Annotated in this window: 11 protein-coding genes; 3 read left to right on the top strand and 8 right to left on the bottom strand. The window is 62.3% G+C overall.

All coding sequences use genetic code 11. The features are described 5' to 3' along the window. Positions 1–115 precede the first annotated feature (115 nt). Positions 116–1,759, top strand: coding sequence for a sensor domain-containing diguanylate cyclase (locus tag B9N88_RS26880; protein ID WP_027607235.1), 1,644 nt, complete (start codon positions 116–118; stop codon positions 1,757–1,759). Between the two features lie 133 nt (positions 1,760–1,892). On the opposite strand, the gene B9N88_RS26875 is transcribed toward B9N88_RS26880, so the two are convergent. From B9N88_RS26875 to B9N88_RS26845, 7 genes are all read right to left on the bottom strand, one after another. After that, entirely contained in the window at positions 1,893–3,212 is a 1,320-nt protein-coding gene (locus tag B9N88_RS26875) for an OprD family porin (RefSeq protein ID WP_027607236.1), read from the bottom strand. A 150-nt stretch (positions 3,213–3,362) separates the two neighbouring features. Next, on the bottom strand, positions 3,363–4,196 hold the full coding sequence (locus tag B9N88_RS26870) for a phosphodiesterase (protein ID WP_027607237.1): 834 nt from the start codon (positions 4,194–4,196) through the stop codon (positions 3,363–3,365). Between the two features lie 10 nt (positions 4,197–4,206). After that, positions 4,207–5,238, bottom strand: a complete 1,032-nt coding sequence (locus tag B9N88_RS26865; RefSeq protein WP_027607238.1) for an ABC transporter ATP-binding protein — start codon at positions 5,236–5,238, stop codon at positions 4,207–4,209. Then, complete coding sequence (locus tag B9N88_RS26860) at positions 5,235–6,029, bottom strand: ABC transporter permease (RefSeq protein ID WP_027607239.1); 795 nt, start codon at positions 6,027–6,029, stop codon at positions 5,235–5,237. The genes B9N88_RS26865 and B9N88_RS26860 overlap by 4 nt, the downstream gene beginning before the upstream one ends. Beyond that, the gene (locus B9N88_RS26855; RefSeq protein ID WP_027607240.1) at positions 6,026–6,844 is read right to left on the bottom strand and encodes an ABC transporter permease; all 819 of its coding nucleotides are present in this window, start codon (positions 6,842–6,844) and stop codon (positions 6,026–6,028) included. Before B9N88_RS26855 ends, B9N88_RS26860 begins: the two co-directional genes overlap by 4 nt. Continuing rightward, positions 6,845–7,849: an ABC transporter substrate-binding protein gene (locus B9N88_RS26850; protein ID WP_027607241.1), complete on the bottom strand. Its 1,005-nt coding sequence runs from the start codon at positions 7,847–7,849 to the stop codon at positions 6,845–6,847. After that, positions 7,833–8,852, bottom strand: a complete 1,020-nt coding sequence (locus B9N88_RS26845) for a LacI family DNA-binding transcriptional regulator (protein WP_027607242.1) — start codon at positions 8,850–8,852, stop codon at positions 7,833–7,835. Before B9N88_RS26845 ends, B9N88_RS26850 begins: the two co-directional genes overlap by 17 nt. 355 nt (positions 8,853–9,207) lie before the next feature. Between B9N88_RS26845 and B9N88_RS26840 the strand changes: the two genes are divergently transcribed. Next, the gene (locus B9N88_RS26840) at positions 9,208–10,305 is read left to right on the top strand and encodes a carboxynorspermidine decarboxylase (protein WP_027607243.1); all 1,098 of its coding nucleotides are present in this window, start codon (positions 9,208–9,210) and stop codon (positions 10,303–10,305) included. Positions 10,306–10,333: 28 nt separating this feature from the next. Continuing rightward, positions 10,334–11,578 (top strand): saccharopine dehydrogenase family protein, encoded by a 1,245-nt coding sequence (locus B9N88_RS26835; RefSeq protein WP_027607244.1) that lies wholly within the window; start codon positions 10,334–10,336, stop codon positions 11,576–11,578. Positions 11,579–11,789: 211 nt separating this feature from the next. Here the strand turns inward: B9N88_RS26835 and B9N88_RS26830 are convergent, their stop codons facing one another. Then, positions 11,790–12,569 carry an IclR family transcriptional regulator gene (locus B9N88_RS26830; RefSeq protein ID WP_027607245.1) on the bottom strand — a complete coding sequence of 260 codons (780 nt, stop codon included), beginning with the start codon at positions 12,567–12,569 and terminating at the stop codon, positions 11,790–11,792. Positions 12,570–12,627 lie beyond the last annotated feature (58 nt).

Below are 12,627 nucleotides of genomic sequence, written 5' to 3'. Positions count from 1 at the left end.
CAGATGATCACAAGATCTGCTCATGTTGCCGGCAGTGAATAGATCAACCCATTGCTGGTCGCGTCTCCTCTATTACGCATACCATGGCCCCAAACAACCATTCAAATGAGCACCCATGATCAAAGCCAGCCTGCGTAGTCACCTCACCCTGTGGTTTGCCGGGTTGTCGCTGCTCATTTTGTTGAGCGTGGGTTTCTATGTGGGGCATATCGCCACCGAGCAGATGAAACAGGCCAGTGCCAATACGCTGTTGAGCACTGCGCGCTCGACGGCGGCGCTGCTGGCCGTGCAATTGCGCGAACGGCAGTTGGAAGTGTCCTTGCTCAGCAAGGCCCCGCTGTTTCGCCGTGGCGACCTGGATGCGCCGGACATCCTGGCCTTGATGGAACTGCGCACCCAATCGCGCGCCGAGTACGCGTGGATGGGGGTTGCCGACGCCGACGGGCGTGTGCGCCAGGCGGTCAATGGGCTGCTGGTCAACCAATCGGTGCAGCAACGCCCCTGGTTCCAGGCCGGCCTGCGCGGCGAGTACACCGGCGATCCCCACGAGGCGGTGTTGCTGGCCAAACTGCTGCCAGGCGCGGCGAATGGCGAGCCGCTGCGCTTTATCGACTTTGCCGCGCCGATTCACAATGCCCGTGGCGAGACGATCGGCGTGCTGGGCGCCCATGCCCACTGGCGCTGGGTGACGCAGATCGTCGCGTCCGCCGTGACGCAAAAAGACGCCCTCCCCGATATCGAGGCCTTGATTGTCGACTTCGATGGCAAGGTGCTTTACCCCGAAGCCCTCGCCGGTGAGCAAATGCCTAAAGACAAGCTGGTCACGCCAACCGGCTGGTTCACCGACAACGGCTACGTCACCGCCTCGGTCGCCGTCCCCAGCCCGTCCAACGCGCGGGTGAGCTGGTACATCATGGTGCGCCAGCCGTTGGACGTAGCCCTGCAACCGGCGCGCAGCCTGCTGTACAAATTACTGGTGCTCGGCCTGCTCGCAGCGATCATCTTTATCGTGGCCGCGTATTACCTCGCCTCCTCCCTCAGCCGTCCCATCGAACGCCTGGCCAAGTCCGCCAAACAGGTGCAGGACCATCAGCCCGGCGCGGTCTTTCCCCAGGAACACCCGGTGCTGGAGATTGCCCAACTGGGGCAATCGCTCACCGGCATGACGCAATCGCTGCTTGCCAAGGAACGTGAACTGCAAGACGCCAACGCCTCCCTGGAAGCCACCGTGGCGCAACGCACCGCCGACCTCACCCAGGCCAACGCCGACCTGCTCAAGCTGGCCACCCACGACGCCCTCACCGGGGTGTTCAACCGGCGCCGCTTCGACGAAAAACTCGCCGAAAACAGCCTGCTGTTCCAACGTACCGGTCGCACCTTCGCCCTGCTGCTGATCGACGCCGACTATTTCAAGCGCGTCAACGACACCTACGGGCATGCCATCGGTGACGATGTGCTGTGCCAACTGGCAGCCCTGATAGAAAACACCACGCGCGCCACCGACTTCGTTGCCCGTTATGGCGGAGAAGAATTCGCCGTGCTGCTGCCGGAAGTCGAAGCGCCGGACAGCCCTGACGTGGTTGCCGAAAAGATCCGTGTGGCCGTGGCGGCCGCGAAGTTCCCGATCGTGGGCAAGGTCACGGTGAGTATCGGCGTGGGCGTGGCAGAGCCATCTGACCGCGACTCCCTGGCATTGCTCAAGCGCGCGGACATGCGCTTGTATGAGGCCAAGGGCGCGGGCAGGAATCGGGTGGCGTGAGCACGCCCCCCCTGTAGGAGCGAGCTTGCTCGCGAAGAACCCAAGGACACCGCTGGCATTCTGAACAGGCGCGTTATCGTTGACGTTTTTCGCGAGCAAGCTCGCTCCTACAAAGATGAGGGGCTCAGCGGTACTACATCAACGGAATCGAATAACTCACAAACACCCGATTCTGGTCCTGATCCCGCGCCACTTCACTGCGTGACACGCCGTTCCGCCAGCCGAACCCGACGTTCTTGAATGTGCCGCTCTGCACCACGTAATCCAACGAGATATCCCGCTCCCACTCGCTGGCGTCGTTGCCGCTGGTGGTGAGGATGTGGTCGCCCTTGAGGTACATGACCGAGGCCTTCAGCCCGGGCACACCCAGCGATGCGAAGTCGTAGGCGTACTGGGCAAAGGCGGTGCGTTCGCCGGCCTGGATGAAGGTCTGTACGGTACGGTCGGTGTAGAGGTACAGGCTGGCACCGCCCTCGCCTTTGTTCACCAGGCCGCCCTGGTTGAGTTGGGCGAAGTTGCTGTCGTCCGAGACTTGCTGGTAACCGGCAGTGATCGCGTGCGGGCCCAGGGAGTAGATGAACGCGGCGCTCCAGGTGTTGTTGTCGATTTCACCGTTACCGTTCTTGGTATAGCCGCCCAGCTTATAGCCTTCGGCACGGCCGGCGGCGCTGCTGTTTTTACCGTCGGAGCTGGTCTTGAAGTAGCGCAGGTCGGTTTTCAATGAGCCGTATTCGCCCAACGGCAATACGTGGATCAACCCGGCGAAGTGTTGTTGGTAATAGTCTTCGAGGTTGGCGTAGTAGTACTGGACCATCAGGTCCTTGGTCAGCTGGTAGTCCGCACCGGCGTAGGTAAATTTATTGCTTTCCTGGGTACCGCCCGCCGCTGCCAGGCCACTGCGGTCGCTGGAACCGCGACCGGTGGTGTGCTCAAGCTGGCCGCCGACCAGGGTCAGGTTGTCGATGTCCTTGCTGGTGACCTGCCCGCCTTCGAACGACTGCGGCAACAGGCGGCCGTCGTTGCTCACCAGGATCGGCAGGTTCGGGCGCAGGTAGCCGTAGCGCGCTTCGGTCTTGGCAAAGCGTGCCTTGGCCGTCGCGCCACCACGGGCCCAGTTATCCGTGGCCTTGCCGTCTTCGGTGGGGATCATCGAGCTGCCGACATGGCGCGCGGCGCTGCTGTCGAGGGTCACGCCGAGCATGCCGATGGCGTCCAGGCCAAAGCCGACGGTGCCGTCGGTAAAGCCCGACTGGTAGTTGAGGATAAAGGCCTGGCCCCACTCTTCGGTCTTCGACGGTGCCGCCGTGCCGTCGCGGTTGTCGTTATTGAAGTAAAAGTTACGCATGCTCAAGTTGGCTTTGCTGTCGCTCAAAAAGTCAGCGGACGCCAAGGGGCTCAGGGCAATGCCCAGGCCGCCGGTCAATACACTTAATACATTCAACGTGGCTTTCATCAGGACGAACTCCGGCGCGGAATCCAGGTTCCGGGCGCAAAAAATGGGCAGCAGGATGCCGTCGGCCAAACGTGACGTTGGCCGGGGCGTTAACGGTTATTCAGTTGCTTAGTTGTTAGCGAGTTGAGTGAAGTGAAACCTCCGTAAACCTCAGTCAATCAATCCATGAGCGTCATAAAACGGGTACGGCCCCGGGTAATCCCCGAACACGCCGTTGTGGCTGATCAGGCCCTGTTGCGCATCCCAGCGATGCAACAGATACCCCGCCGGTTCCAGGTTGAAATGCGCGGGCGCGGCGTCCTGCAGGTCCAGCACAATCTGATGGGAAGTACCGGGGCACACACAACTCAGGCTGCCGCCAAAGCGTCGTTGCATCGGTCGGTGCAGGTGCCCGCACAGCAGGCGTTCCACTTGCGAGTGGCGAGACACAACCGCTTCCAGCGCCGCAGTGTTGATAAAGGGTTCGCGGTCCATATGGCCGATGCCGCTGATAAACGGTGGATGGTGCAGGATCAGCAACGTCGGCGCGTCCGGGCGTCGTGCCAGTTGCGCGTCCAACCAGTGCAATTGGCTGTCCAGCAGCTGGCCGCCGTGCCCACCCGGGATAGTCGAGTCCAGGCCGATCAAACGCAGCGGATGCTCGTCCACCACCCAGTCCAACGGCCCCTCTGCCGACAAAGGCAAGTAGGCGTGATCACGGAATGCCTCGAGCAACGGCCCGCGTGTGTCGTGGTTGCCGGGCACCAGGTAGCACGGCATGTGCAGGCGCGCGAGTTCGGGGTGCAGCACGGCGTATTCATCGGCGCGGCCGAAGTCCACCAGGTCACCGCTGATCACCACAATATCGGGCCGTGGGTGGCTGGCGTTCAAATGGTCGACGGCACGGCGCAGCGCGCCCAGGGTATCCACCACCCCATACGTCAGGCGCTGGCCGGCTTTAAGGTGCAGGTCGCTGATTTGCGCAACAAGAAACGGACGATTCACAAGCAAACTCTCACGCATTCAGGGTGAACAACATGTGCGGCGCAATCGCCAGGGCAATCGGCGCGCCGACGGCGTACAGGTGGTTGTCGCTGCTGTCCACCAGCAGCGGTTGCGGGCCGCCCACGTCCACCAGCAGGCGGCTTTGGGCGCCCTGGAAAAACTGCGCCACTAGATGGCCGTGCAAGTGCCCTTCGCTCTCCATCACCCGCAGGTGTTCGGGGCGGCAGTACACCGTGCTGGGCACGTCGGCGGCCTGCCACGGCAACTCGCCGCCGCAGACTTCCAGGCCATGGGTTGTTCGCGAGGTGACGGCAAAGGCGTTGAGGTTGCCGACAAAACCGGCGACGAACGCATTCGCCGGCGTTTGGTAGATCTCCCGTGGGCTGGCCAGTTGCGCGACGCGGCCGTGCTCCATCACCAGGATACGATCGCCCAGGGCCATGGCTTCGCCCTGGTCGTGGGTGACAAATACCGAGGTGATACCGAGGCCGCGCAGCAGTTCATTCAGCTCGCTGCGCAGGCGCTCGCGCAATTGCGCATCCAGGGCCGCCAGCGGTTCATCCAGCAACAGCACTTTAGGGCGCGGCGCCAGGGCACGGGCCAGGGCCACCCGTTGACGTTGACCACCGGACAATTCGTGGATGCTGCGCTTGCCATGCTGTTGCAGGCCCACCAGTTCCAGCAGTTCCTCGCAGCGCTTGTTGCGCTCCAGAGCTGCCATGCCGCGAATCTTCAAGCCGTAGACGATATTGCCGGCCACATCGAGGTTGGGAAACAGCGCGTAGTTCTGGAACACCATGCCCACGTCGCGGCGCTCGATGGGCAGGCGGGTGACGTCGTCGCTGCCGAAAAAAACCTGGCCCACATCCGGGCGTTCCAGGCCGGCAATCAGGCGCAAGGTGGTGGTCTTGCCGCAGCCGGACGGGCCGAGGATCGCCAGGGTTTCACCGCCTTCGACGGTCAGGTTCAGGTCATGCACAGCCACGGTGCCGTCGGCGAATGCCTTGCGACAGCCTTGCAGGCGGATAGTGATAGCGATCATCGACGCTCTCCACGGGACAAACGAGCGCTGATGGCCTGTAACGCAATCAGCAGCGGCACGATCATCAGCAAAAAGATAAGGGTGTAGGCGCTGGCGATTTCCAGGCGCGCCGAGGCGTAGCTGTCGGCCAGGCCCACGGGCAATGTCTTGGTCATCGGCGTGTGGAGCATCCAGGTCAGGTTGAATTCGCCCAACGACAAGGTCACCACCATCAGCACGCCGGCCAGAATCCCCGCCCGGCAGTTGGGCACCACCACGCTGAAAAAGCGCTTGACCGGCCCGACGCCCAGGCTGGCCGCCGCCTCTTCCAGCACTGGCAGTTGCTGGCGTTGCATCACCGCCATCACCGGACGTACCAGGAACGGCAAGGTGAACAACACATGGCCGACCAGGATGAACAACCAGCTGCTGCGAAACGTGCCGAACTGGCCATAGGTGAGCAGCAACGCCAGCGCACTGGCCAGCCCCGGCATCGCCACGGGCAGCACCATCAGCTCTTCGAAGGCACGGCTGAAGCGGTTGTTCATGCGCACCAGCGCATACGCCGCCGGCACGCCGATCACGCAGACACACACCGCGCACGCCAGGGCCAATTGCAAGGACAGCCATACGGTGGGCGAATAGGCCTGCCACACCTGGATCAACCAGTCGAAGGTCAGGCCGCTGGACAGGCCGACGAAGAAATTGCGCGTCAACCCGGCCAGCAACGACATCAGCACCGGCACCAACATGAACGCGCACACCAGCAAGGTGAACAGCAGTTGCATCACAAACAGCGATGAGCGTTTCACAAGACCGTCCCCGCATTTTTCACCAGGCGTCGCGTGAGCAACAGCACCGCCCAGGTCACCGCGCCGAGCACCACCGACAACGCGGCGGCGACGACAAAGTTGGCGTAGTTGGTGAACACGTTGTAGATCGCCACCGGGGTCACATTCAGGCGCGTGCCCAAGGTGAACGCAGTGCCGAAGGCGCCCATGGACGTGGCGAAGCAGATCGCGCCGCAGGACGCCAACGCCGGCGCCAGGCCCGGCACGATCACGTCGCAGACCACCCGCCAGTGCCCTGCTCCCAGCGAGTGCGCGGCTTCTTCCAGGCTGCGGTCGAGGCTTTCGCACGCGGCCATCACCGTGAGGATCACCCGCGGAATCGAGAAGTACAGGTAGCCGACAAACAGCCCGGCCAGGGAGTAGGCAAAGATCCAGCGCTCACCGGCCAATTGCAGGCCCAGGGACGCCAGCAGCCCCTGGCGCCCGGCCAGCAGGATCACCAGGAAGCCCACCACCACCCCGGGAAACGCCAGGGGAAACGTGAGCAACGCCACCAACGCCGAGCGCCCGAAAAACTGCTGGCGCGCGAGGAATACGCCGCTGATGCCACCGATCAACAACGCGGTGAACGTCACCACGATCGCCAGCACGCAGGTCTGCGCCAGGCTGCCCAGGTACTGCGCGCTGCTGAGCACCTGCCAATAGCCGCTGCCGTGGCTGTCGCGGCTGTCGGCGCCGAGCAGCATCAAGTGCGCCAGCGGCAACAGCCAGAACGCGAACAGCACCGCAAAGGCCGGGGCCAGCGCCCAGGCCGCTTGTTTTGCCGATGCAGCCACTTACTTGACCTCGTTCAGGTAACGGGCGGCGAAGGCTTCCTGCACAGCGGCCATTTTCTGATAGTCCACCACACCGGCGCGGGCGTAATCGCTGTCGGGCAGGAACTGCGCGGCGACGTCGGCCGGCATGGTCACCGGACGTACCGGGCGCAAGTAAGCCTTGGCCCAGAGTGCCTGGCCTTGGTCCGACAGCACGAAGTCCAGCACCTTCTCGCCATTGGCGCGGTGCGGCGCGTTGGCCACCAGGCTCATCACATAAGGCACGCTGATGCTGCCTTCCTTGGGGATCACGAAGGCGACGTTGGCGTTGTCTTTGTAGCGGGCGCGGTAGGCGTTGAAATCGTAGTCCACCAGGATCGGCAACTCGCCGGACAGCACCCGCGCATAGGCGGTCTGCTTGGGCACGATGGGGGCGTTTTTCGCCAGCTTCTGGAAGTAGTCGATGGCCGGGGCGAAGTTGTCCAGGTCGCCGCCCATTGCGCGGTTGATCGCCACGGCAGAGACGTAGCCGACGAAGGCGCTGGACGGGTCCAGGTAGCCGACCATGCCTTTGTATTGCGGCTTGAGCAGGTCGGCCCAGCTTTGCGGCACCGGCAGGCCGCCCAATGCATCGACGTTGACCATGATGCCCAGGGTGCCGGAGTGGATCGCAAACCACTGGCCGGCGGGGTCTTTCAACCCGGCGGGGATCTGTTCCCAGCCCTTGGGCTTGTAACCCTCGACCACGCCGGCCTTTTGCGCCTGCAAGCCGAAGGTCACGCCGTAGTAGACCACGTCGGCGACGGGCGCGGCCTTTTCGGCCACCAGTTGCGCCAGGGACTGGCCGGAGTTCTTGTTGTCCAGCGGCACCTGCACCCCCGTGTCGGCAGCGATGGCCTTGAGCTGGGTGCCCCAGTCGGCCCAGTCCGGCGGGCAGTTGTAGCAAATAGCCGTTTCGGCGGCCTGGGCCAGGCTGGCCACGCCGCAGAGCAGCACGGCGGCCAGGGTTTTACTGAATGCGCGCATCAAGGGACTCCTCAAAGGGTTGGGTACTTTCGCCCGGCCGGATATGGCAAGGCAGGCAATGGGAAATGGGATCGTTGCCGGCGATCTGCGCCAGCAGTTGGTCAATCACCGTGCTGGCCAGCAGCGCGATGGGCTGCACCACGCTGCACAGGGTCGGGTGCATCTGGGTGCCGAGGGCGATGCCGTCAAAGCCCATCACCGACAGTTGCCCGGGCACATTCCAGGCGTTGCGGCGCAGCTCGGCGATCAGGCTGATCGCGAGGAAATCGTTGGAACACACCAGGGCGCTGGGGGCGTCGGGGCCGTTGAGGTACGGCTGGATGGCAGCGAATTCGGCCTGGGTATGGGCGGGCATTTCGATCACCGCGCGGCTTTTGAGACCGTATGCCTTCATCGCGTCGCAGTAACCGGCATAGCGCAGGCGTGCGCGGTCGGACTGCAAGGCGGGGCCGGCGACCATGCTGATGCGTCGATGACCGGCCTCCAGCAGGTAGCGCGTGGCCAAGGCCATGCCGGCGCGGTTGTCCACCGACACGGCGCTGTAGTTGGGGTTGCTCGGTTGGTGATAGGCCAGCACGAACGGCGTTCGTTCGGTATTCAGGCTGCTGAGCACGCTGTTGCTTTCGGCATCGGTGACCGTCAGCACCAGGCCATCGACGCGCTGGCGCAGCAGTTCTTCCACTACGATGCACTCGCGTTCGCTGCTGTAGTCGGTGGTCGCCAGCACCAGGCTGTAGCCACGCAAGCGTGCGGCACGCTCCATGGCCTGGAACTGTTCGGCGAATACCGGGTTGAGCAGATTGGGCACCACCACGCCGATCAACTGGGTGGTTTGCAGGCGCAATTGGCGGCCGAGCAGGTTGGGCCGAAAACCCAACTCACGGGCGGCGGCGAACACCTGCTCACGGGTCGCCGGGCGCACCTGGTCGGGGGAGGCAAAAGTGCGGGCGGCGGTCGCGCGGGATACGCCGGCCAATCGCGCGACGTCTTTCAAATCAGTCATGGTCACTCGCTTGAGATCGATCTCATTGGCGAGGACAGTAACGGCGGAATGTGGCAGGAAGGTGGTGGGCAGATGACGGTTTGATGGCAGTGCAGCAGAGGTACCTGGGGCCAAATGTGGGAGGGGGCTCGCCGCCGATAGCAGAGGGTCAATAAAGAATAGGCTGGCTGATACACCGCTATCGGGGGCAAGCCCCCTCCCACATTAGAGCGGTGTAGATGCATAGATAGTCATACTCAGTGGTTAGGATCGTAAAGCTGGCGCAGCAAAATCCGCCCACTAACCTTTCGATTCGATCCAAGTGCGGGCACAATGCGTGTCCTTTTTTGGCAGGCACCGCCGCAGGCTCTCAAAAATGATCAAAACGCCGTACTACCTCATCGATAAACAGAAGCTTCTGGTCAACATGCAGAAGATTGCTTACGTGCGCGAGCAGTCCGGCGCCAAGGCCCTGCTGGCGCTCAAGTGCTTTGCCACCTGGTCGGTGTTCGACCTGATGCAGGAATACATGGACGGCACCACCTCGTCGTCGCTGTACGAGTTGAAGCTCGGCCGCCAGAAGTTCGAAGGTGAGGCGCACGCCTACAGCGTGGCCTGGGCCGACGATGAAATCGAAGAGATGCTCGATAACTGCGACAAGATCATCTTCAACTCCATCAGCCAGCTGCAGCGTTTTGCCGAGCGCAGCGAAGGCAAGACCCGCGGCCTGCGCGTCAACCCGCAGGTGAGCAGCTCCGACTACCTGCTGGCCGACCCGGCGCGTCCGTTCAGCCGCCTGGGCGAATGGGACCCGGTGAAGATTGAAGGCGTGATCGAGCAGATCTCCGGCTTCATGTTCCACAACAACTGCGAGAACGGCGACTTCAACCTGTTCGACCAGATGCTGAACACCATCGAAGAACGCTTCGGCGCGCTGCTGCACAAGGTCAACTGGGTCAGCCTCGGCGGCGGCATCCACTTCACCGGTGAAGGCTATGCCATCGACGCCTTCTGCCAGCGCCTCAAGGCGTTCTCGCAGAAGTACGACGTGCAGGTCTACCTGGAACCCGGCGAAGCGGCGATCACCAACAGCGCCTCCCTGGAAGTCACCGTGCTCGACACCCTCTACAACGGCAAAAACCTCGCCGTCGTCGACAGCTCCATCGAAGCCCACCTGCTGGACCTGCTGATCTATCGCCTCAACGCCAAGCTGGCGCCGAGCGAGGGCGAACACACCTACATGGTGTGCGGCAAATCCTGCCTGGCCGGGGACATCTTCGGCGAGTATCAATTTGATCGTCCGCTGGCCATCGGCGATCGGCTGTCGTTCATCGACACCGCGGGCTACACCATGGTCAAGAAAAATTGGTTCAACGGCCTGAAAATGCCGTCCATCGTAGTGAAACAACTCGACGGTACAGTCGAAGTGGTTCGTGAATTTGGTTACGACGACTACCTGTCCAGCCTTTCGTAAGCTGGCGGATAAAGGAGAGATAAAGCAATTGAAAAAGAACGTTCTTATCATTGGTGCAGGAGGTGTCGCCAAGGTGGTGGCCCACAAGTGCGCGCAGCACAACGACGAACTCGGTCGTATTGCTATCGCGTCGCGCAACATCTCCAAATGCCAGGCCATCATCGACAGCGTCAAGGCCAAGGGTAGCCTCAAGGTACCCGCCGACATCCAGGCCTTCGCGCTGAACGCCCTGGACGTGGAAGCGACCAAGGCCCTGATCCGCGAGACCGAATCCCAGATCGTCATCAACGTGGGTTCCGCGTTCCTCAACATGTCGGTACTGCGTGCCTGCATCGACACGGGCGTTGCGTACCTCGACACCGCCATCCACGAAGAGCCGGGCAAGGTCTGCGAGACCCCGCCGTGGTACGGCAACTACGAATGGAACCACCTGGAAGAGTGCAAACAGAAGAACATCACCGCCATCCTTGGCGTGGGCTTCGACCCGGGTGTCGTCAACGCGTATGCCGCGCTGGCGCAGCAACAGCATTTCGACCGCATTGATTCGATCGACATCCTCGACGTCAATGCCGGCTCCCATGGCAAATACTTCGCCACCAATTTCGATCCGGAAATCAACTTCCGCGAATTCACCGGGCAGGTGTGGAGCTGGCAGAACAGCCAGTGGACCAGCAACACCATGTTCGAAGTCAAACGCACCGACGACCTGCCGGTCGTGGGTTCGCAGAACCTCTACCTCACCGGCCACGATGAAGTGCACTCGCTGTCGAAAAACCTCGACGTGCCCAACGTGCGTTTCTGGATGAGCTTCGGCGAACACTACATCAACGTGTTCACCGTGCTGAAAAACCTCGGCCTGCTCTCCGAGAAGCCGGTCACCACCGCCGAAGGCCTGGAAGTGGTGCCGTTGAAAGTGGTCAAGGCCGTGCTGCCTGACCCGTCTTCCCTGGCCCCGGGCTACACCGGCAAGACCTGCATCGGCGACCTGGTCAAAGGCACCAAGGATGGCCAGCCGCGTGAGATGTTCATCTACAACGTGGCGGATCACGAAGAAGCCTTCGCCGAGACCGACAGCCAGGGCATCTCCTACACCGCAGGCGTTCCACCGGTAGCCGCCGCGCTGCTGGTCGCCCGGGGCGAGTGGGATGTGAAACACATGGCCAACGTCGAGGAACTGCCGGCTGAGCCGTTCCTGAAGGCGCTGGACGTGATGGGGTTGCCGACTCGGATCAAAGACGAGAACGGCGACCGTGCCTGGGATGCGATTGCCTGATAGGCGATAGTTGACCGAACAAAAAAATGCGCCCGAAGGGGCGCATTTTTTGTTGGGGCTCACACCAATCTCAAAGAATGATGAAGATCAAAATGTGGGAGCGGGCTTGCTCGCGAATGCGGTGTGCCAGTCACTGCATCTGGCGACTGATACACCGCATTCGCGAGCAAGCCCGCTCCCACATTGGATTTGCTGTGTTCTTGAGAGCGGGTTACTCCAGGTTGCGCGCCGAATTGCTCAACGCCCTTGAACACTGCAACAACGCCGGCGCCAACTGCTTCTCCGCATCCGCCCTGCTCCACCGACTGGTGGGCGCCACCACATGCACCGCCGCCACCGGCCGGCCATTGGCGCCCAGCACCGGCGCGCCGATGGTCATGTCGCCGAGGAACAGCTCCTGGGCATTCACCGCATAGCCCTGCTCGCGCACCTGCTGCAACGATTCCAGAATGCCCGCCACGTCCGTCAACGTCTGGCTGGTGTGTGCCACCCGCTGGCTGTGCTCGATCAGCGCCAACGCCTCCTCTTGCGGCAATGCACTCAGATACGCCCTCCCCGACGCCGTACAGTACATCGGCACCCGCGAGCCGATCGGCATATGCACCGGTACAAAACCCGCGCTGACAAAGCGCGCGATATAGGTCATGTCGTAGCCCGCCGGCTCGGTCAGGCACGAGGTCTCGCCGGTCAGCCGGGTCAGTTCCGACAGAAACGGGTTGGCCACCTCGATCAATGAATGCGCATCCAGGTAGCTGAACCCCAACTCCAGCACCCGGGGGGTGAGTTGGTAATGCCGTGTGCGGGAGTGTTTCCGAAGGTAACCCAGGCTTTCAAGGGTAAACACCATGCGCTGGGCCGAGCTTTTGGTCATGCCAGCGGCCTCGGCCACCTCTGCAAGGCTCATGCTGCGGCGCTGGGCGCTGAATGCCTTGAGCACCGACAGGCCTTTTTCCAGGGATTGGTTGTGCAGACTGTTGCGTTCTTCGGACATGGCGGACTCGCGGTCAAGTAGGTCAGGCGTGGCGATATTACTACTCCAAATCACAAAA

The sequence above is a fragment of the Pseudomonas sp. LAMO17WK12:I1 genome (assembly GCF_900177315.1).
Taxonomy (GTDB): Bacteria; Pseudomonadota; Gammaproteobacteria; order Pseudomonadales; family Pseudomonadaceae; genus Aquipseudomonas; species Aquipseudomonas marginalis.
The sequence above is the reverse complement of the archived record's forward strand: the minus strand, read 5'-3'. Positions and strand labels throughout refer to the sequence as shown.

Bases quoted from the DNA above. Each gene is read 5' to 3' on its own strand.
- B9N88_RS26880 (WP_027607235.1), top strand. From the start codon at position 116: ATGATCAAAGCCAGCCTGCGTAGTCACCTCACCCTGTGGTTTGCCGGG.
- B9N88_RS26875 (WP_027607236.1), bottom strand. From the start codon at position 3,212: ATGAAAGCCACGTTGAATGTATTAAGTGTATTGACCGGCGGCCTGGGC.
- B9N88_RS26865 (WP_027607238.1), bottom strand. From the start codon at position 5,238: ATGATCGCTATCACTATCCGCCTGCAAGGCTGTCGCAAGGCATTCGCC.
- B9N88_RS26850 (WP_027607241.1), bottom strand. From the start codon at position 7,849: ATGCGCGCATTCAGTAAAACCCTGGCCGCCGTGCTGCTCTGCGGCGTG.
- B9N88_RS26845 (WP_027607242.1), bottom strand. From the start codon at position 8,852: ATGACTGATTTGAAAGACGTCGCGCGATTGGCCGGCGTATCCCGCGCG.
- B9N88_RS26840 (WP_027607243.1), top strand. From the start codon at position 9,208: ATGATCAAAACGCCGTACTACCTCATCGATAAACAGAAGCTTCTGGTC.
- B9N88_RS26830 (WP_027607245.1), bottom strand. From the start codon at position 12,569: ATGTCCGAAGAACGCAACAGTCTGCACAACCAATCCCTGGAAAAAGGC.